The sequence below is a fragment of the Flexivirga sp. genome, assembly GCF_035551235.1.
Taxonomy (GTDB): Bacteria; Actinomycetota; Actinomycetes; order Actinomycetales; family Dermatophilaceae; genus Flexivirga.
Genome location: NZ_DASZNO010000026.1, coordinates 122563 through 143681, shown reverse-complemented (window position 1 = coordinate 143681; position 21119 = coordinate 122563). Strand labels below are relative to the sequence as shown.

Genomic DNA, 21119 nt, shown 5'->3' with positions numbered 1-21119 from the left:
ACGGGTCGGGCACCACCCACTTGCCGAGAGGACACCCAATGCATCGAGAGGACAGGCGATTTGGGTCGAAATCGTCCGGATCGCGTGTCCCCTCGATGAAGGGGTGTCCTCTCGGTGGAAGGGGTGGCTACACCCGGGCGGCTCAGGCGCGGAACTGGTCGAACACCCGGTACATGAAATCCGTCCCCGTCTTCAGCGCGTCGACGTAGATCCGCTCGTCGTTGCCGTGCATGGCGACGAGCTGGTCGTTGTCGATCACGTACGGGTAGACGCCGTACCCGGGTATGCCGTGCTCGCGCCACGGCCCGAGGCTCGTGCCTGCTTCGAATAGTGCCGGCGCGAAGACCGCCTCCGGGTAGGTCTGCTCCGATGCCTTCGAAATGGCTTGGTAGAGAGGCGTTTTGATATCCGCCGCCGGGGTGGCCCAGGTGTGGTCCAGCTGGTCGAGGTAGTCCGCCTCGGACACTCCGTCGGGCGCTGCCAACTTCACGGTGATGCCGCGGGGCTTCATCTTCTGCCGCACCGTCGCCAGGAAGTCCCGCGGCTTCTCGCCGCCGGGTATGCCGCGGCAGTTGACGCGCACATGCGCCTCCGACGGGATGACGTTCTCCTTGTACCCCGAGTCCTCGATGACGTATGCCGCCGTCGTGTGCAGCAGGGCGTGGTGCAGGTAGGGGTAATCCGAGCCCTTCACCACCAGGGCGGCGGTGCGCTCCAGGGCGTGCTGGCCACGGGCGTGCAGCATCAACCGGATGGCGCGTTCCCACCGCCGGTCGTCGGTCGCATCGGCCAACGCCCCGAAGTACTCGCGGGTCACGTCGGTCAGATGGACCGGCGCGTCATACTCCCCGAGCTCGGCGACCGCGCGCGACAGGCCGACGATCGCCGAGTCGGGCATCGGCTTCGACGAGTGGGTGGCGGTGCCGTCGGCATACAGGTCGAGGTTGAAGTAGACCTTGTCCTGGCGGGTGACGGTGATCAGCATCGGTGTGGTCTTGTCGGACTGGGCGATGAACCAGCCGCCCTCGGTCAGGACCATGCCGCAGTCGAGCTTGTCCCAGTGGTTCTTCGCCAGCCAGGACGACCCGTAGTCACCGGCTTCCTCGTCGCAGTCGGTGAGCACGATGATGTCGCGCTCGAACTTGCCGCCCTCGCCCAGGTGGCGCAGCAGCGCGCTGATGCTCGCCGAGTTCATGCCCTTCATGTCGAGGGCGCCGCGGCCCCAGATCTGGCCGTCCTTGACCACGCCGGCGAAGGGGTCGACCGACCAGTGCTCCTTCTCCACCGGTACGACGTCGGAGTGTCCGAGCAACAGGACCGGCGCGGCAGAGGTGGTGCCCTTGATCCGGGCCAGCAGGTGGACGTTGTCCGGCTGAGGTGTCGGGATGATCTCGGAGGAGACGCCGGCGGCGTCCCACAGGCCCTTGACCATCTCGGCATACGGCCGGGTCTTGCCGCCCTTGCCGAAGTTCTGGGTGTCGAAGCTGATCATCTTCTGCAGCAGGGCGAGCGGATCGTCGGCCGCTGCCGCCGCCTTCCTGCCCGGGCGCAGTGTGGCTGCCGATGCGGCGTGGTCGCTGCCGAGCAGCGACTCGCCGGAGATCGCCCCCGCGGCGACCACGGCGGCGATCCCGCCCGCGCGGGTCAGGAATCCTCTGCGGTTGAGCAGTCGTCCTCGGGAGGTCGGATCAGTGGCGTCATTCACGGTTGGCTCCTTGCACGTGACGGTGTGATGCAGGTCACTCTCGATCACTGGCGCGAGGAGCAGGGTCAAGCGCGGCTCATGTTCGATCAGTGGTCGCAGCGGTGAGACGAGCGGTTGCTCCGGCGCGCCGAACGACCCCGAGCCCGGCATACGTGGCGCACGTCACGCGGTGCGACCATGGGGCCATGGAGCTGCCACAGGTTGCGTCGATGCCGTCGATGCCCGAGTCGATCATGATCTACGAGGTCGGCGCGCGGGACGGCCTGCAGAACGAGAAGGCTGTCGTGCCCACCGAGGTCAAGGCGCAGTTCATCGAGCGGCTGGTCGGAGCCGGACTCGACGCCGTGGAGCTGACGTCGTTCGTGCCGCCGTCGTGGATCCCACAGCTTGCGGACGCGCGCGAGCTGATGGAGCGGCTCGGCGATCTCGGCAAGGGCGCCACGCGTCCGGTGCTGGTGCCCAACGAGCGCGGCCTGGACAACGCGCTCGCAGCCGGCGTCGGCGCGGTCGCGGTCTTCGGCTCGGCGACCGAGACCTTCGCCCGCAAGAACCTCAACCGCTCGGTCGATGAGTCGCTGGCGATGTTCGCGCCGGTCGTGTCGCGGGCGCAGGACGCCGGCCTCTGGGTGCGCGGTTACGTCTCGATGTGCTTCGGTGACCCGTGGGAGGGCCCTGTGCCGATCGAGCAGGTCGTGGACGTATGCCGCAAGCTGATGGACCTCGGGTGCGACCAGCTGAGCCTGGGCGACACCATCGGCGTCGGGACGCCCGGCCACGTGACCGCGCTGCTGGCCGCGCTCGATGACAAGGGCATCAGCGCCGACCGCATCGGCGTCCACTTCCACGACACCTACGGGCAGGCGCTGTCCAATACGGTGACGGCGCTGAGCCACGGGGTCCGCGTCGTCGACGCCTCCACCGGCGGCCTCGGCGGGTGCCCCTACGCCAAATCGGCCACCGGCAACCTGGCGACCGAAGACCTGGTCTGGATGTGCCGGGGGCTCGGCATCGAGACCGGGGTCGACCTGGAGAAGCTGGTCGAGACGTCGGTCTGGATGGCGCAGCAACTCGGTCGACCGTCGCCGTCGAGTGTCGTCAGGGCACTCGCGGGTTAGGCGGACCCGGCGACATACATCGGCTCGCCGCGTAGGTTGGGCCACAGTCTGATATCCGCGGGGGCGGGAAACCACAAGGAGTGCACACATGAAGTCTGGTCTCACCACCGACAACTTCGACCGATCGGTGCGGCCACAGGACGACCTGTTCGGCCACGTCAACGGCACCTGGGTCGCGCAGACCGAGATCCCTTCGGACAGAGGGCGTTACGGCACCTTCGACCGGCTGCGGGAGTCCGCTGAGGCGGCTGTTCACGCGCTGATCGAGGAGGCCGCGGAGTCCGCCTCGGAGCCGGGCACGCCTCGTCGGCAGGTGGGCGACCTCTTCGCGTCCTTCATGGACACCGAACGCATCGAGAAGGCCGGCGCGAGCGCGCTCGCCGAGGACCTCGCGATCATCGACAAGATCGGCTCGCCGTCCGACCTGGTCCGGGCGTGTGGGCAGCTGAGCCGGCGCGGTGTCGACTCCTTCATCGGTTTCTATTCCATTGCGGATGCGAAGGATTCGGCGCACAACATCCTCTACGTCATGCAGGCCGGCATCGGCCTGCCGGACGAGTCCTACTACCGCGAGGAGGAGCACGCCGAACTGCGTGCGCAGTATGTCGCGCACATCGGGCGCCTGCTCGGCCTCGCCGGTCTGGATGCCGCGCAGGCCGACACGATCATGGCCCTGGAGACGCGCATCGCGAAGGCGCACTGGGACCGGGTCACGTCGCGTGATGCGGTCAAGACCTACAACAAGGTCTCCCGGGCCGAGCTGGAGGCGCTCACTCCCGGTCTCGACTGGGACGCGTGGCTCGACGGCGTGGGCGGCGAGGCGCGGATCCTCGACCCGGTCAACGTCGAGCAGCCTTCATTCCTCACCGGATTCGCCGAGGCGCTGACCAGCGAATCACTCGACGCCTGGAAGTCCTGGCTCACCTGGCGGCTGGTGTCGGACCGTGCGCCATACCTGCATCAGGCGATGGTCGAGGAGCGCTTCGATTTCGCCGGGCGCACCCTGTCCGGCATACCCGAGAACCGGGAGCGGTGGAAGCGCGGCGTCTCGCTCGTCGAGTCGCTGATCGGCGAGGCCGCCGGCCAGCTGTATGTCGAAAGGCACTTCCCGCCGCACGCCAAGGCGCGCATGGAGAAGCTCGTCGCCAACCTCGTCGAGGCCTACCGCCGCGACTTCGAGACGTTGTCCTGGATGAGCGAGACGACACGGGCGAAGGCGCTGGAGAAGCTGGCGAAGTTCACGCCCAAGATCGGTTACCCGGAGGAGTGGAAGGACTACTCCGACATCGAGATTCGCCACGACGACCTGATCGGCAACATCGCCGCGGCCACCGCGTGGGAGGTCGACCGGATGCTGCGTCGTGTCGGCGACGAGGTCGACGCCAAGGAGTGGTTCATGACTCCGCAGACCGTCAACGCCTACTACATGCCGGTGATGAACGAGATCGTCTTCCCGGCCGCCATACTGCAGCCGCCGTTCTTCGACGTCGACGCCGAGGACGCGGTCAACTACGGCGGCATCGGTGGCGTCATCGGTCACGAGATCGGGCACGGTTTCGACGACCAGGGTTCGCGGTATGACGGCGACGGCAACCTCGTCGACTGGTGGACCGACGAGGACCGGGAGCGCTTCGATGCGTTGTCGCAGAAGCTGATCGAGCAGTTCAACGGTCTCGAGGGACGCGACGCCCCGGGCAACAAGATCAACGGTGCGCTGACGATCGGCGAGAACATCGGTGACCTCGGCGGCCTGACGATCGGCTACAAGGCGTGGCAGATCGCGCAGGAGACGCAGGACTCGCCCGAGTTGGACGGCTTCACTCCGGAGCAGCGTTTCTTCCTCGGCTGGGCGCAGGTCTGGTGCGGCAAGGCGCGTGAGGCGGAGGCCAAGCGGCTGCTCACGATCGACCCGCACTCGCCGGCCGACGCGCGTGCCAATGTCGCCCGCAACCTGCGTGAGTTCTTCGAGGCGTTCGGTGTCGCCGACGGCGACGGGATGTACCTGCCGGAGGAGCAGCAGGTCCGCATCTTCTGACGCCTCGCGGGCGGGCTCGCCAAGATTGACCGGCATACCAATGCATTGAGCGGCGTACGGAAATCCACGATTTCCGTACGCCGCTCAATGCGTGTGTATGCCGCTCAATCCAAAACGGGACCGGGCTTCATCAGGACAGCTGCGTCGTCACATCGTCCAGCACGAAGGACGTCTGCAGGGAGCTGTCCTCGGTGCCGGTGAAGGTGAGCGTCACGGTCTGGCCGGCGTATGCCGACAGGTTGATCGTGTGCTTGGTGTAGCCGGCGGCCGCGTTGGCGTTCGAGTAGGTCGCCAGCGTGGTCGACCCGGCCTTCACAGCCAGCTTGTCGTATGCCGTCGAGCCGGACTCGTCCGTGTCGATGTGCAGGTAGAACGACAGGCTCGCGGTGCAGCCGGACGGGATCGTGATGCTCTGCGACAACGTGTCGGTGTGCGACTGGCCGTAGCCGTCGAGCCACGCGTCATACGAGCCGCCGTGCGTGGGCTCGTAGGAACCCCACTGGCCGATGATCTGGTCGTTGCTCTGCGTCCAGCCGGTCGCGCCCGACTCGAAGCCGGAGTTGCTCACGAGCTGCGCGGTGCAGGAGCCACCGGAGCCGCTGGTGATCGTCCAGCTGAAGGTCGTCGTGCCGGTCTTGCCGGTGGCATCCTTCGCGGTCGCCGTCACCGAGTAGGTGCCGGCCGTGGTCGGCGTGCCGGAGATCAGGCCGGAGGCACTGATCGACAGGCCGGTCGGCAGGCCGCTCGCGCTCCAGGTGTATGGCGCAGTGCCGCCGCTCGCCGCGAGTTGCAGTGAGGCCGCAGTGTTGACCGGGCTGCTCTTGCTCCCCGGGTTCGTGACGCTGACGCCGGAGGTGGTGCCGGCGCCGAAGCCCGCCACCCCGTTCGGGGTGCCGTTGCCGGTCGGGCCGTCCCAGCCGACACCGGCGTTGCACAGCACGGTGCCGCAGCTGCCGTTGTTGCCGCTGGTGACGTCGTTGAAGTCACCGGTGTGCGAGTAGGACAGGTCGTTGCCGTAGGTCGAGTGGCCTGCTGCGCCCGCGACGGCCGCGGTGGCGGCCAGCAGGGGCGAGGCGAGGCTGGTGCCGCCATACACGCTCCAGCCGTTGCCGCCGTACGTCTGGTAGACGGCCAGGCCGGTCGCCGGGTCGGCGTCCATGGAGACGTCGGCCTCGGCGCGCTTGCTGCACCCGGTGCTGACGCCGGTCTGGAAGGACGGCTTGCTCACGTATGCCGAACAACCCGAGCCCGTGCCCTCGGAAGTGCTTGTCTTCCAAACAGATTCGCTCCAACCACGGCTGGTCCCGCTGTTGCGGGACAACGAGGTGCCACCGACGGCGGTCACGTATGCCGATGTCGCGGGGTACTCGGCGCCGTAGTCGCTGTCGCCCGTGCTGGCCGTGATGAACGTGCCGGTGTGCTTGAAGTACTGGCTGTCGGCGGTGGTGGTGCTGCTGTCCTCGCTGCCTCCGTAGCTGTTCGAGACGTACTTGGCGCCCTGCGAAACCGCTTGGTTCACAGCGGTTCCGAGGTCGTCCATACTCGCGGTGTTCGCCTCGACCAGCAGGATGTGGCAGGCGGGGCAGGCCGCGCTGACGGCGTCCAGGTCCAGTGAGATCTCGCCCGCCCAGCCGCTGTCGGGTGTCGGCAGGCTGTTCGTCGAGCCGCTCTGGCTCATCTTGGTGAAGCAGCCGTTCGCGGTGGTGCAGGGGGACAGGCCGTACTGCTGCCGATAGGCGGCCAGGTCGGACTCGGCGTTCGGGTCGTCATACGCGTCGACGATCGCGACCGTGGTGCCGGCACCGGCGGCGGGCAGGTTGTAGGCGGACTGGATGTCGCTCGGGCCGTAGCCCGACGGCGTCGCGTTCGGCGTCACGGCACGCGGGACGATCCGGTTGGGCTCGACGGCGTTGGTCTGCTTCAGCGCGAAGCACTTCGCAATGCCCTTCGCAACGTGCTGGGAACAGACGTGTTCGACCTTCACCGACCCCTTCACCGGGGTGCCGGAAACCGAGGTCGTGGACGACGCGGCGTGCGTTGCCTTGTGGGCCGGCTGCACGGAGCCGTGGTCCGGATGCGCATACGCCGTACCGCCGGTCATGGCGAGAGGCAACGCGGCGACAACTCCGAAAAGTGCGACGCCGGCTGCTTTTCGCCGGCTGTGTCGCAGCTTGGTTGACGACATCAGGTGTCCTTTCAGGTAACCTTCAGAATTGTCACCACTTGTTAGTGGTGGCAACCGGGGAACTTACTCCCGGCGTCCGCCAGCAAGGGGTCAAGAGATGGCAAGGGTTTGGTCAAAGCTGCGAGCGGTCGGATGATGGACCACATGTCGCCGGACCTTGCCGAGATCACCCGCGTGCTGCGTGACCTAGGGCTCACGTCATACGAAGCCAAGGCGTATGCCGTTCTCGTGCAACGGAATACGTCGACCGCGGTCGAGCTCGCACGGAGTGCGCGGATCCCGCGGCAGCGGATCTACGACGTGGTCGACGGGCTGGTGCAGCGCGGGCTGGCCCGCCCGGTCAGCGGTCAGGTGGTCGCGTTCACCGCGACGGATCCCCGGGTGGCGATCTCCGGACTGGTCGCCGAGCATCGCCAGCGGTTGAGTGCTCTCGCGCTGAGTGCCGACGGCGTGTCGGACGAGCTGGCCGGCCTGTGGAGCAGCGGTCAGCAGGAGCAGGCGCCGCTGGCCTTCGTGGAGTTCCTGCGCGACCCGGCGAGCCTCGGCGCGCGGTTCCTCGAGTTGCAGCGCCGCGCCACCAGCTCGATGCTGCTCTTCACCCGCAAGCCGTATGTCGTCGACAATGACCAGCCCGGCCTCGACGCGACCCGAAGGATCGCCGAGTCGGGCGGCGACGTGCGCTGCTGCTACGAGAAGGAAGTCCTCGACTCGGCCGAATCAGTCGAGAGTCTCAGGGAATTCGCCGCAGCGGGCGAGCAGGGCCGGATCGTCGACAGGGTGCCGATGAAGCTGTGCCTGGTCAACGGCACCCATGCGCTGTTCTCGCTGACCGATCCCGTCGCGGGCGGCCTGACCGCCACGAACGTGCTGGTCGAGCACCCTGATCTGGCGGCGTCGCTGACCTTCGCCTTCGAGGCATTGTGGGAGGCCGGCCGGCCCGTGCTCGACGCCGCGCGCGAGGCAGGTTTCGACGTCTGAGGAGTTGGCGGGTTGAGTAGGCCGGGGGAGCGAAGCGGCGGAGGCCGTATCGAAACCAACAACGGTCGCCGAGTCTCGATACGCGGCTCGTTCCTCACCGCTACTCGACCCGCTACGCCGGGGCCACGCCGGTGATGCGGTGGATCGAGAACGTGCGCGACTCGGAGCCGTCGCCGACGACACCGGTGACCCGGCCACCATCGGCACGGTGTGGCCGGAAGAGCGTCCGGTGCAGCGCGCCGTCGGTGTCGGAGTAGCCGATCCAGACGGCGGACTGCTCCGAGGCCGCATCCTGCAACATCGCCAGCGTCACCGTGGGATCGGTCGACGGGATGCGTGGTCCGGAGTTGTTCAGGGCGCGTCCCGCGGACGCCTGCTCACCGCGGCGGGCATGCGCGATCACCTGGTCGATCAGCTCGTCGGTGACGGCATCCAGCCGTGGCGGCTCGCTCCCGCGCGGCGCAGCGGCGCGACTGTGGTTGCTGCCGACATGGACGACGTGCCCGTCCTGACCTTCGGCGACCGGCGAATATCCGTGCTGGCGCAGCATTTCCAGCACGGTGGTCGGATGGGCGGGGGAGACGACGACCGTCGGGGCGATCTTTCGCAGTTGTAGGGCCGACAGGTTGCGGTCGTTGGTCATCGCGTCGAGCGTCGCGGGGTCGTCGTTGCGCAGGTAGCAGGTCGCCGTCCCGACCCGGGTCTGGCCGTGTCGCCGGGCGACGTCCGCGATGAGGTACTCCAACGGCTGCGGCACCGGTGTCGGACTGGCAACGGTGAGCTGCTCGATCAGCTCGGTCGCCGACCGCCCTGCATCCAATGCTCGTCGAATGCTCTTGTCGGTGAACCGGTAAACCGTTGCACCACCGCGGGATTCGACATCAGCCGCTGCCTGCATCAGCGAGTGCAGCTCGTCGGTCAGCGGGCCGGGTGCGACAGCGGTGAGATCGGCCTGCAGTAACAGGTGGTCGACCGGCGCAGGCAGCGCGCCGGTCATCGCCGCCGCGGCGTCCTGACCCGCCAGCAGAGCGCGACCAGGGCCGGACAGCACGCCACGGCCGGTGACTCCGAGCCAGGCCGCTTCGCGCAGTACTTCGCCGGAGCGGGTCGGCGCACCGGCGGGCAGTCGCAGCGGCCGCTTCCAGTGCAGCATCGCGTCGACGTATTCCGCTGGCACGGTGACGGATTGACCGGGTGCTGCCATGATCTCCAGGACATCGCGTCTGCGGGACCGCATCATCGGCCAGCCCACTTCGGTGCTCAGCACGTTGATCGTGCCCTGGTCGGTGGAGGTGCCGGCGAGCGAGGCGGCGCGGGAACTGTCCAGCCAGCCGGTCGCGATCGCGGCCCAGCGCGTCCCGGTGTCCGCGTCGACCCAGTCGTCATACGCGGTGGTCGGCAGCCAGCTGGGTTCGAAGTCGCCGTCGTTGGCGATGAGTCGTGCGGCATACGCGATCTCGATGACGAATGCCGCCAGCTCGAGGTCGGCATCGAGCGCACTCGCGGCGGCGCGATGGTCGCGGACACTCAGCCCGCCCGAGCGCAGCACCCGCGGCGGAGACTGATCCCACAGCCGCACCAGGGTGTCGACCCGCCAGAGGATGTCGAGGGCGGCGGCAGCCGCATCCGCGTCGACGTCGTGCGCGGAGAGCTGCTCGGTCGGCACGGCCGGTGGATCGATGCCGTCCGCGTAGAGCCGGCCGCCGCGCAGCGCGAGTCCGACCTCACGGGGGATCACGCCGCCGTCGTCGGTGCGGACCACCAGCCCGGCGGCCAGCAGTTCGTCCAGGACGCCGGTGGCGGAAGCCCCCTCGAAGCTGGCACGCGGATGCCGCCACAGCAGCCGGTCAATCGCGGATCGCGCTGCCTCACTGAGGTTCTCGTATGCCGCGGGAGCATCCGCACTGCGATCGGGCACACCGAGATCGCGCGCCGGCGGGCCCAGCCGGGCGGGGCTGCTCAGGATCTCCGAGACGGCGCGGCAGGGGCGGTAGCCCTCGGGGCTGCGCCACAGGAGGGCGCGATCCCACAAGGAGCGGCAGGCCGCCTGAACGGCGCGCTTGGTGGCGGACAGGAGTTTCGGGGCGGCCTCGGACCCACCGACGAGGACCGCTTCGAGCACGCGCAGGTGGTCGGCCGACAAGCCGTCCAGGGCCCGTTGCACGCTGCCGCGGGTCGCTGCACGGGCGGCAAGCGAGGTCAGGTCTCCCGGCGCGGGGCGGGTCAGGTCGGGGCGTGCCGTCAGCAGCACGCGCAGTTGGTCGTCGCTGCGCGCGCGCAGGTCGTCGGCGAAACTGCGGGCGGACTTCGGCACGGGGCAAGGATATGTCCCTGGTGGCGAGCCAGGCGTCGGGTGCACGAGGCTCCAACAGGTCGCTCGCCCAGAAGGACGAACCACGGCATCAACGGATCCGGACGCCGCCGACGGCAGAGGCATGCCATCGCGGCGTGCCCTGACCTAATGTGAGACACGACACGTAGTCACCCCAGGAGGTCCCCGATGCCCGTTGCCAGCCACCCGTCATACGCCAGTGGCACATCCCAGACACCGCTGCTCGGTGACACGATCGGCGACAACCTGCGACGGACGGTCGAGCGCTTCGGGGACCGGGACGCGCTGGTCGACCTTCCCAGCGGCCGCCGCTGGACCTACACGGAATTCGACGCGGCCGTCGACGAGGTCGCGCGGGGACTGATGGCCGCCGGCATCGACAAGGGGGATCGGGTCGGCATCTGGTCACCCAACTGCCCCGAGTGGACCCTGGTGCAGTACGCGACGGCACGCATCGGCGCGATCATGGTTTGCGTCAACCCGGCATACCGCTCCCACGAGCTGGCGTATGTCGTCAACCAATCCGGCATGCGGATGATCGTCAGCGCGCAGACCCACAAGACCTCCGATTACCGCTCGATGGTCGAGCAGGTGCGTGGTGAGTGCCGCGAGCTGCAGCAGGTCGTCTACATCGGCGACCCGACCTGGGACGACCTGGTCGCCGGTTCGGCACGGGTCACCGCCGACGAGTTGGCACAGCGGTCCGAGGGGCTGTCCGCCGACAACCCGATCAACATTCAATACACCTCTGGCACAACGGGATTCCCCAAGGGCGCGACGCTCTCGCACCACAACATCCTCAACAACGGCTACTTCGTCGGTGAGCTGGTCAGCTACACCGAGCAGGACCGCATCTGCCTGCCGGTGCCCTTCTACCACTGCTTCGGGATGGTGATGGGCAACCTCGCGGCGACCTCACACGGCGCCTGTATGGTGATCCCCGCGCCGTCCTTCGAGCCTGAGGCGACGCTGAAAGCCGTTGAGGCAGAACGCTGTACGTCCTTGTATGGCGTGCCCACGATGTTCATCGCAGAGCTCGCCCTCGTTGATCAGGGTGAGCGCAGCTTCGATCTCGGCACCCTGCGCACCGGCATCATGGCCGGATCGCCGTGCCCGGTGGAGGTCATGAAGCGGGTGATCGCCGAGATGAACATGAGCGAGGTCGCGATCTGTTACGGCATGACCGAGACCTCGCCGGTCTCGACGATGACCCGCACCGATGACACGCTGGCGCGGCGTACCGAGACAACTGGTCGGGTCATGCCGCACCTGGAGGTCAAGATCGTCGATCCCGCAACGGGTTTGACGGTTCCGCAGGGTGGCACGGGGGAGCTGTGCACGCGCGGTTACAGCGTGATGCTCGGCTACTGGGAGCAACCGGAGAAGACCGCCGAGGCGATCGACAGCGCACGCTGGATGCACACGGGCGACCTGGCGACGATGGACGACGACGGCTATGTCAACGTCGTGGGCCGCATCAAGGACCTGGTGATCCGTGGCGGTGAGAACATCTACCCGCGCGAGGTCGAGGAGTTCCTCTACACGCATCCGAAGATCGCCGACGTGCAGGTCATCGGTGTCCCGGACGAGAAGTATGGCGAGGAGCTGATGGCCTGGATCGTCATGCGGTCCGGGGAGGAGCCGCTGGATGCGGGCGCCATACAGGAGTTCTGCAAGGGGCGGCTGGCGCACTACAAGATCCCGCGTTATGTGCACGTCACTGACGCGTTCCCGATGACGGTGACGGGCAAGATCCGCAAGGTCGAGATGCGCGAGGCGGCGCGTAAGATCCTCGGCAATGACTGAGACACAAGCGATTCCACCGTCGGGGGAGCAGTGGGAGATCACTCACGGCGACCAGCGACTCACCGTCGTCAGCGTCGGCGGCGGCATCCGGTCGTATGACGCCGGCGGTCGTCCCGCGCTCTTCGGCTACCCGACCGATGCCAAGGCGGATGCCGGTCGCGGTCAGTTGCTCATGCCGTGGCCGAACCGCATCGCCGACGGCAAATACACCTTCGACGGGGCATCCCAGCAGTTGCCGCTGACCGAGCCGGCCCGGCTCAATGCCTCGCACGGGCTGGTCCGATGGGAGCAGTGGTCGCTCGTCGAACGGACGGATTCGACTGTGACCGTTGGGCTTCGGCTGATGCCCAGCCCGGGGTGGGGCGCCATACTCGATCTGCGGGTCCGGTATGAACTCGACGACGACGGCCTGACGGTGACGCCGAGCGCCACGAACGTCGGGTCGACGCGGGCGCCGTTCGGTTTCGGTGCGCATCCCTACCTGACCACAGGCGAGGACTCGGTGGACGAGCTGACGCTGACGCTGCCGGCCGCCGACTACCTGACGGTCGACGATCGCCTGTTGCCGACCGGTACGAAGCCGGTGGACGACACCGACTACGACTTCCGCAGCGCGCGGCAAATCGGGGGAGCCGTGCTCGACACGGCGTTCACCGGGCTGAGCGCGGACGAGGACGGCCGCTGGCGGATCACCCTGAGCAATGGCGACCGCAGCACCACCTTGTGGGCCGAGGCCGAACACTTCGGCTATACACAGGTTTTCACCGGTGACTCCCTGCCGGTAGAACGCGCCCGCCGCACCGGCGTCGCGGTCGAGCCGATGAGTTGCCCGGCTGGTGCATTCGCCACCGGCGAGGCGCTCGTCGTGCTCGAACCCGGCGACACCTGGTCCGGCCGGTGGGGTGTCACCCACCGCGGCTGATGTCGCGTCCGGCAGCAGCAAGTCCCGCCGCCCTCTTTCGCCGAGAGGACACCCAACGACCGAGAGGACACGAAAATCGGCGGAAAATCGCCCGAATTTCGTGTCCTCTCGGTGTTTTGGTGTCCTCTCGGCAAGAGGGTCCGGCGTGACTACTCGGTCGGCTTGGGCGCCAGTGCCGCGGCTGCGGCCGCGCCGAGCTCGGCGCGGAACTCGCGTTGGCCGTCACGCGAGATGCGCACCTCACACACGCGAATCCCCTTGCCCGGATTGGCGATCCGGTCGGCAAGGACGTCGGCGTCACCGACATACTCGTGCTCGATGCCGTGTGCCGCGCACAGCTCACTGATGTTGGTGTCGGTCGGGGTGGCGAAGATCCGCTCGTAGGGCCCGGACAGTGAGTCACGGCCCGGCTCGAGGGTGCCGAAGATACCGCCGCCGTTGTCGTTCATCACCACGATCGTCAGATCCGGGCGTGGCTCGTGCGGGCCGATCAGCAACGCGTTCGTGTCGTGCAGGAAGGTCAGGTCACCGACCAGGGCCACGGCGGGATGCGGCGCGCGGGCCAGCGCGAAACCGATCGCCGACGAGATCACGCCGTCGATGCCGGCGAGTCCGCGGTTTCCGACCGCCACGACACCGTGCGTGATCTCGCGCGGATCACGGGCCAGGTCGACGTCGCGGGCCGTGTTGGACGAGCCGATGTACATGCCGGAGTCGGCGGGCAGGCTGTGCACCACGGTGCGCGCCACGGACGGCCCGCTCGGCCAGCTGGCTTCGATCAGCGGCACCGCCGCGGCAGCCACGACCTGACCGGCGGTGCGCCACTGCGACGCCCACGCCCGATCGACACACGATGCGACGGCCTGGTGACTGCGTTCGATGTCGTCCCAGTCGTGCACCCGGCGCACGACGTGACCGGGGTCGGCCCACGAGGTCAGCGGTGTGACCGCTTCGACGGTGACGGCCGGATTGCTGAGCAGCCGGGCGACTTCGCGGTCGAGTGTGACGCGTCCACCGATCAGCACCCGCTCGGGTAGGTGATCGTCGACCCAGTCGTGCGCGCGCAGCAGCAACGGGCCGTTGGGCGTCACGCGGCCACGGCGGTAGGCGCCGAAGGGCTCGGCCATGATCGGCCAGCCGGCGGCGTCGGCGAGCTCGGCGAGCTCGGAGGAATGGTGGGCGGCGGGCAGGTCACCCAGCAGCACCAGCGTCCTCGGCACCGGAGCGATGCCCGACCCGGTCACGGCACCTCGGCCGTGTGAGTCGGGCTGGCGCAGGCTGAGCCAGGCCTCGCCGTGCGGCCGGCCGGTGAGACTCTCCGGCCAGTCCGCGTCGGTGTCGTCGAGCTGGTCCGGGACCAGCGGGTCACGCAACGGCACGTTCAGATGCACCGGGCCCGGGTCGCCGGACGGGTAGCCGCGCGACTCCGCGACCGCGCGGCCGATGACCGAACGCCAGATCGCCTGCTGGCCGGGACGACGCTCGGGCGTGCCGAACTCGTGGAACCACCGCGTCGAGCCGCCGAAGATCTTCACCTGGTCGGTGGTCTGGTTGGCGCCCGTGCCGCGCAATTCCTGCGGCCGGTCTGCGGTCAGCAGGATCATCGGAACGTACCCGTGCGCTGCCTCGAGCATGGCCGGGTAGAGGTTCGCGACGGCCGTGCCACTCGTGGTGATGACCGGCACCGGCATACGGGATGCCTTGGCCAGGCCCAGCGCGAGGTATGCCGCGGACCGCTCGTCGACCCGCACGTGCAGTCGCAGGCGTCCGGCGCGTTCGGCCGCCTCGGCGGCATACGCCAGCGGCGCGGAGCGTGACCCGGGTGCCAGGACGACCTCACGCACACCCTGGCGGATGAGCTCGTCCAGCAGGACGGTTGCGATGGCAGCGGAAGGATTCACGGTGCCATCCTCCCGCACCGGTCGGCGGGCGCGTCAGGCGACGGTGGCTGCCGCTTCCTGGGGCGCCGGCCGGTCCCGGGCAAGAACGTCGGCGGGGACTTCGCGCACGAGGAATGCCTCCGCGGCGCGCACTGACGGATGCATCCCGGCCGTGGCGAGCACGACGATCGCGGCGATGATCAGCCACCCGGGGCCGTGCCAACTGAGCGCCAGGAAGGTGTATGCCGCAGGCGCCCACCGCCCGCCGAGGGTCGCGAACACCTCCTGCACGCCGCCGTATTCGCCCCGTCGCCGCGGATCCATCAGCTCGGCCTGGAACGCCCAACTGCTCGCCGACACGGCCAGCTCGGCTCCGGTCACCGTGACGTGCCCGAGCCATACGAGTGCGACGGTGAGCAACCCGGAGGTGGTGTGCGTGACCATCGTGATCAGGCACGACAGCACGAAGAACGCACCGGAGATCCGCACGGCCTTGAGTGCGTCCTGCAACGTGTGTATGCCGCGCGTCGTGTATGCCGGCAGGAAGATGCACATCACCGTGTTGGTGCCGAAGAGCCACGCCAGCAGCCAGTGCGGTGAGTCCGTGGCCTCGACCAGCCACAGCGGGATCACGACGTTGAGCAGCACCTGGTTGGTCCACATCGTGCCGCTGCAGAAGCTGACGCCCATCCAGCCGAAGTTGTGCAGCGGGCCCTTGCCCGGGATCGGCTCGGGCTTGATCTTGCGGTCGCGCTTCGCCGCGCGTTCGTCGTGCGAGGCACGCGGCAGCCGGGCGATCCAGAAGGCATTGACCAGCCCGATTGCCAATGTCACCAACGGCATCCACCGCAGCACGGTGAGATTGTCGAAAGCCAGTGCGACGCCACCGACGATCGCGCCGAGCGTGAAGCCGACATTGAGCGCGGAGTACATGTAGGCCTGGGTGCGGACCCGCTCCTGCTCCGGCATCACGTCCAGGATGTAGGCGTTGCGGCCGGCGCCCGCGGCGTTCTCGATGATCTCGAACAGCACCACCATCAGCAGGTATGCCGAGAAGCCCGTCATGAACGGCCACAGCCCGAACATCAGCGCCGCGAGCAACGCGCCCGCCGACCACATGCGCTTCGGCCCGAGAACGTCCACGACGCGTCCGGCCGGGTAGGCGACCAGGAAGGACACGACGCCGGCGATGGTCAGCCCGAGACCGACCTGTGCCGCGGACAACCCGACGACCTGCGTGAAGAACACCGCGCTGCCGGTCAGGAAGGTGCCCTCGGCCGTCGCGAACAGCAAGGACTGCAGCGACAATCGCCGCGACAGGGGAGTCGGCGGGATCAGCTGGCCGAGCCCGGTGCGGACTCGGGACAGGGATGGTTTCGGCACGTCGGACAGTCGACCACGAGGCACCGACAGCCGTCACCCGATTTTCGCGCCGGCCCACCCACCCACCCACCCCCATGCCGAATGACGGCTTCCTCGCCGAGTGACGGCGCCATACGACCGTCAGTCGGCGAAGAAGCCGTCACTCGCGGAGGGTGTGTCGGTCAGGGTGTCGGTCAGGGTGTCGGTCAGTGTGTCGGTCAGGGGGAGTCGGCGACGACGGCGGCGAGGGTGCCGCCGAGCTCGGTGAGCGCGTCGCGCTGCTCGTCGGACTCGACGCGCAGGATCTCCACCGGTTCAGCGGCCAGGCGCCACTCGAGACCGGTCGTGATCGATTCCAGCGAACGTCGCGCGCCGGTGGTGTCCGACCGGCCGTGGATCCAGAACGAGAACGGCCGGCGCGACACCTTGCCGCGGGTGTCGTCGTATGTCGAGTCGAAGGCGTGCTTCATCGCGCCGGACATGTAGCCGAAATTCGCCGGCGTGCCCAGGAGGTAGCCATCGGCGGTGAGGAAGTCGTCGATCGTCACCGACAGGGCCTCGACGACGTGTATGTCGACCGGCGGCAGGTCCTCGTGGTGTGCGCCGGCGAGCACGCAGTCCAGCAGCGACCGGAGGCGCGGAGTCGGGGAGTGGTGCAGGACCAGCAGGCGTGGTGCGGTCACCGGGACGTCTTCAGGATCGCCACCGACTCGGCGCCGACAGTGACCGGTTCGGAACCGCCGCCGCGGACCTCGCCGAATGCGAGCACCACTTCGCCCGGCATCGCGGCGTCGTACGCGCCGAGGTTGACCAGGACGACGTAGTCACCGCGGTGCACCCGGATCGTCGCGCCGTTGCGGAAGACTCGCGGCGCGTCGGCGGCCGTGAACGCCGGGATCTCGCGTCGGAGGCGGAGCAGTGCGGCATACCAGTCGAGCAGCCTGGCATGCTCGCCGTCGGTCGTCTCGGACCAATCGAGGGCCGAGTCGTTGAACGTCGAAACCGCTTGCGGATCAGGCACATTCGCCGACCAGCCGTGCGCGGCGAACTCCCGTGCACGACCCTCGGAGACCGCCTGCGCCAACTCGGGTTCCTGGTGGTCGGTGAAGTACTGCCACGGCGTCGAGGCACCCCACTCCTCGCCCATGAAGAGCATCGGTGTGTAGGGGCTGGTGAGCAGCAGCGCGGCTGCGCCGGCGAGGCGGCCAGGGTTCACCAAGTGTGAGAGCCGGTCGCCGGTCGCCCGGTTGCCGACCTGATCGTGGGTCTGCAGCGACGCGACGAAGCGCCACGGCGGTGTCCGGCCGAAGTCGACCGGGCGGCCGTGGTGCCTGCCGCGGAAGCTGGACCACGTGCCGTCGTGGAAGAACGGCGTGCGCAGCACCTTGCCGAGCGCCTCCGGATCGGCGAAATCCGAGTAGTAGCCCTGGGTTTCGCCGGTCAGCGCCACGTGCAGTGCGTGATGTATGTCGTCCGCCCACTGGCCGGTGAGCCCCAGCCCGGCACCGGAGTCGTCGCGAGGGCGCACCGTGCGCGGGTCGTTGCGGTCGGATTCGGCGATCAGCGTCAGCGGCCTGCCCAGCTCGGCCGCCAACTCGTCGGTCTTCGCTGCCAGCTCCTCCAGGAAGTGCACCGCGCGCCCGTCGTGCAGCTCGTGCACCGCATCCAGGCGCAACCCGTCGAAATGGAAGTCCCGCAACCACATTCGCGCGTTCTCGAGGAAGTAGCGGCGCACCTCGTCGCTGCCCTGGCCGTCCAGGTTGACGGCGCTGCCCCACGGCGTGGCGTAGTGGTCGGTGAAATACGGCCCGAATTGCGCCAAGTAGTTGCCGCTCGGTCCCAGGTGGTTGTAGACGACGTCGAGCAGGACTCCGAGGCCGTGCTGGTGACAGGCGTCGACGAACCGCTGGCAGGCGGCAGCCCCGCCATACACCTCGTGCACGGCGTATGGCGCCACCCCGTCGTAGCCCCATCCGCGGTCGCCCGGGAATGCCGCGACCGGCATGACCTCGACGAGCGAAACACCCAGTGCGGCCAGGTGATCCAGCTTCGTGATCGCGGCGTCGAAGGTGCCCTCAGGAGTGAAGGTGCCGATGTGCAGCTCGTAGATCACCGCGCCGTCGAGCGGCTGCCCGGCCCAGTCCTGGTCGTGCCACTCGTGCGCGTGCAGGTCCACCACCGCCGAGCGCTCGTGCGGACCATCGGGCTGGGCGAGGGATCGCGGGTCCGGGCGCTCGTCGCCGCCGTCGAGGCGGAATGCGTAGCGCTCGCCGGGAGCGGCGGCGGCGGTTGCCCGCCACCAGTCCCCGTCGCGAGTCATCGGCAGGACCCGGTCAGCGATCGCGAGCTCGACGGTGTTGCCGGCAAGCGGTGCCCACACTGCGAATTCGGTCATGACAGCTTCTCCAGCAGCGCCACCGGCCAGTCGCCGAGGATCTCGGCCAGCTCAAGCTGGCCCTCGCTGCTCACGGTGGCGTCGGAGATGTGGTCGTGCCATTCGCCGCGCTGCAGGTCGACGGTCGCGTTCCGCCAGCCGCGGGACCGGTGGAGCACTGAGGGCGCTCTCGTCGTGAGAGTGACGAAGGTTTCGCGACCGTTGCGTCCGATCGGCGTCAGGCGGCTCGGGGACACCGAGCGGCTGAATCCGAGGAGATGATCGGAGCTGGACACCGTTGGCTGGTATGACGATTCGTTGCCGAAGACACGGGGATGGTCACGACGGGCATGCAGCGCGGTGGTGACCACGTGCAACTTCTCCGCATCCAGCCCGGTGCCGTCCTCGGTGGTCAGCAACTCCGCGCGCTGCTCGAAATCGACCGGTCGCCGGTTGTCCGGGTCGACGAGCGACAGGTCGACGAGCTCGGTGCCCTGATAGGTGTCCGGGACGCCGGGCATGGTCAGCTGCAACAACTTAGCGCCGAGCGTGACGGCACGAATCGCCTTGGCGTTGGCGGAAAGCGCCGCGTCGATCGCGTCGCGCACCGGGCCGGCTGCGTTGATGTCGCGCGCGAAGTCGATGACCCGTTGCTCGTAGTCGGCGTTCACGTCCAGCCACGACGTCTGCAGGGCGGCCTCACGCAGCGCCTTCTGCAGGTAAGTGGTGAGTCGCTCGTCGGACAACTCACCCGCCCCGAGCAGCGTCTGCCACACGAAGTGCCCGGTCCGGCCGTCGACACGAGCGCGCTTGGCCGCCTTGCGCGTTGCATCCGAAATCGCTTGCCACGCTTTGGGATCGCCGCTGACGGCGATCAGCCGGGCGCGCACGTCCTCGCTGCGTTTCGTGTCGTGTGTGGACAGTGTCGTCATGGCGCCCGCGCGCGATCCGCGGTGCTGCTTGGCCCAATCGTGGAACTCGCTCGGAGTGGATTGTCCGACCAGGTGTGGGTCGCTGCCGACCTCGTTCATGGCGATGAATTCGCCCCAGCGATAGAAGGTGGTGTCCTCGATTCCCTTGGCCATCACCGGACCCCAGGTCTGCTGCAGTCGCACGCCGAAGTCGGTGGCGGCCGGGCGCTCATCGGTCAGCAGTGCGAGCGGCAACAGGGCATCGAGCTCCTCCTGCAGGTCGGGGCGCGCATCGACCGCGCGCCCGTGCGCGGACTGCAGTTGGTGCTGCTCCTGCGTCGTGGGCTTGCGCCCCGGACGCACGTAGACGCGGTAAACCTCACTCGCGACGAGTAGTTCGACGATCGCGGCTCGCAGGTTGTCGGCGGGCAGCTCGGGCAGCACCTCGCGTGCCCGCCGGGTCAACCGCTCCACTTCGGGCTGCAGCGACCGCGCGATGACCTGCCGCTTGGCGACCTCCACCGCGTGCGTGTAGTCCCGGTCGCCGCCGGTCGCGGCCCACGTCGACTGCAGCACGGTCGCCGCCGCCGGGTCGGTCAGCGCGGACTGTATGACGCGCAGCGCGTCATACCCGGTGGTGCCCGCGCACTTCCAGGATCGCGGCAACGCCTCGTCGGGCTCGAGGATCTTCTCGACCCAGACCGGTGTTCCGCGAGATGCCTTGTCGCGCAGTCGGTTCAGATAGCCGATCGGGTCGGTGAGACCGTCCGGGTGATCGATGCGGAAGCCGTCGATCAGGCCATCGTCGTTCAGCTCGAGCAGCAGCGCGTGCGAAGCATCGAAGACCTCCGGCTCCTCCACGCGTATGGCGATGAGCGTGTCGACCTCGAAGAAGCGCCGGTAGTTGAGGACGGTGTCTTTCGCCCGCCAGTGCGCGAGCCGATAGTGCTGTCGCTGCAGCAGTTCCGCGACATCGTCGGTGCTGTCCGTGCCGAGGGCGAGCGGCCAGGCATGGTCGAAGTAGCGCAGCACCGGCTCGTCCCCGGACCGATCGAGCGTGATCTCACCGTCCGCCAGCACCTCGTCCAGCGGCTTGCCCAGGAACGGCAGCCCGATCCGGCCACCGCCGGCCTTCCAGTCGATGTCGAACCACGAAGCGGTGCTGGCATCACGGCCGTCGCGCAGCAGCTCCCAGAGCTGCGGGTTCAGCGACTCGGGTGCCGGGATCGCCATGTGGTTGGGCACGACATCGACCACGAGGCCCAGCCCACGGCTGTGCGCAGCGGTCACCAGCTCCTCGAACGCCGCCCGGCCGCCGAGCTCCTCACTGATCCGCGAGTGGTCGACGACGTCATACCCGTGCATCGAGCCGGTCGCCGCCTGCAGGATCGGCGAGAGATAGAGGTGCGAGACCCCCAGGGCCGCCAGGTAGTCCAGTTGGGTGGCAGCGTCCGCGAAGGTGAACCCCGCGTGCAACTGCAGCCGGTAGGTGCTGGTGACGTCACGAGCCATGG

13 protein-coding genes are annotated in these 21119 nt (G+C 68.4%); 5 read left to right on the top strand and 8 right to left on the bottom strand.

Annotated features, from left to right (window positions below):
* Positions 1-142: 142 nt before the first annotated feature.
* On the bottom strand, positions 143-1705 hold the full coding sequence (locus tag VG502_RS08390; protein WP_325549581.1) for a M20/M25/M40 family metallo-hydrolase: 1563 nt from the start codon (positions 1703-1705) through the stop codon (positions 143-145).
* 185 nt (positions 1706-1890) lie between these two features.
* Here VG502_RS08390 and VG502_RS08385 point away from each other — a divergent pair, with 185 nt between their 5' ends.
* Together VG502_RS08385 and VG502_RS08380 are read left to right on the top strand one after the other, a co-directional pair.
* Positions 1891-2820, top strand: a complete 930-nt coding sequence (locus tag VG502_RS08385; protein ID WP_325549580.1) for a hydroxymethylglutaryl-CoA lyase — start codon at positions 1891-1893, stop codon at positions 2818-2820.
* A gap of 88 nt (positions 2821-2908) precedes the next feature.
* On the top strand, positions 2909-4855 hold the full coding sequence (locus tag VG502_RS08380; RefSeq protein WP_325549579.1) for a M13 family metallopeptidase: 1947 nt from the start codon (positions 2909-2911) through the stop codon (positions 4853-4855).
* Positions 4856-4985: 130 nt separating this feature from the next.
* Here the strand turns inward: VG502_RS08380 and VG502_RS08375 are convergent, their stop codons facing one another.
* Positions 4986-7040 (bottom strand): putative Ig domain-containing protein, encoded by a 2055-nt coding sequence (locus VG502_RS08375; protein ID WP_325549578.1) that lies wholly within the window; start codon positions 7038-7040, stop codon positions 4986-4988.
* A gap of 144 nt (positions 7041-7184) precedes the next feature.
* Here VG502_RS08375 and VG502_RS08370 point away from each other — a divergent pair, with 144 nt between their 5' ends.
* The gene (locus VG502_RS08370; protein ID WP_325549577.1) at positions 7185-8018 is read left to right on the top strand and encodes a TrmB family transcriptional regulator; all 834 of its coding nucleotides are present in this window, start codon (positions 7185-7187) and stop codon (positions 8016-8018) included.
* 112 nt (positions 8019-8130) lie between these two features.
* Here VG502_RS08370 and VG502_RS08365 read toward each other — a convergent pair whose 3' ends face one another.
* Positions 8131-10332 carry a helicase-associated domain-containing protein gene (locus VG502_RS08365; RefSeq protein ID WP_325549576.1) on the bottom strand — a complete coding sequence of 734 codons (2202 nt, stop codon included), beginning with the start codon at positions 10330-10332 and terminating at the stop codon, positions 8131-8133.
* 186 nt (positions 10333-10518) lie between these two features.
* On the opposite strand from VG502_RS08365, the gene VG502_RS08360 reads away from it, so the two are divergent.
* Together VG502_RS08360 and VG502_RS08355 are read left to right on the top strand one after the other, a co-directional pair.
* The gene (locus VG502_RS08360; protein ID WP_325549575.1) at positions 10519-12156 is read left to right on the top strand and encodes an AMP-binding protein; all 1638 of its coding nucleotides are present in this window, start codon (positions 10519-10521) and stop codon (positions 12154-12156) included.
* On the top strand, positions 12149-13078 hold the full coding sequence (locus tag VG502_RS08355) for an aldose 1-epimerase family protein (RefSeq protein ID WP_325549574.1): 930 nt from the start codon (positions 12149-12151) through the stop codon (positions 13076-13078). The genes VG502_RS08360 and VG502_RS08355 overlap by 8 nt, the downstream gene beginning before the upstream one ends.
* A gap of 149 nt (positions 13079-13227) precedes the next feature.
* On the opposite strand, the gene menD is transcribed toward VG502_RS08355, so the two are convergent.
* The 5 genes from menD to treY all read right to left on the bottom strand — a co-directional run bounded on the left by menD (position 13228) and on the right by treY (position 21117).
* Complete coding sequence (gene menD, locus VG502_RS08350; protein ID WP_325549573.1) at positions 13228-14979, bottom strand: 2-succinyl-5-enolpyruvyl-6-hydroxy-3-cyclohexene-1-carboxylic-acid synthase; 1752 nt, start codon at positions 14977-14979, stop codon at positions 13228-13230.
* Positions 14980-15012: 33 nt separating this feature from the next.
* Positions 15013-16341, bottom strand: a complete 1329-nt coding sequence (locus tag VG502_RS08345; RefSeq protein WP_325549572.1) for an MFS transporter — start codon at positions 16339-16341, stop codon at positions 15013-15015.
* 197 nt (positions 16342-16538) lie between these two features.
* The gene (locus VG502_RS08340) at positions 16539-17003 is read right to left on the bottom strand and encodes a flavodoxin family protein (RefSeq protein ID WP_325549571.1); all 465 of its coding nucleotides are present in this window, start codon (positions 17001-17003) and stop codon (positions 16539-16541) included.
* Positions 17000-18715, bottom strand: coding sequence for a malto-oligosyltrehalose trehalohydrolase (gene treZ, locus VG502_RS08335; protein WP_325549570.1), 1716 nt, complete (start codon positions 18713-18715; stop codon positions 17000-17002). The genes VG502_RS08340 and treZ overlap by 4 nt, the downstream gene beginning before the upstream one ends.
* On the bottom strand, positions 18712-21117 hold the full coding sequence (treY, locus tag VG502_RS08330) for a malto-oligosyltrehalose synthase (protein WP_325549569.1): 2406 nt from the start codon (positions 21115-21117) through the stop codon (positions 18712-18714). Before treY ends, treZ begins: the two co-directional genes overlap by 4 nt.
* Positions 21118-21119: the final 2 nt, after the last annotated feature.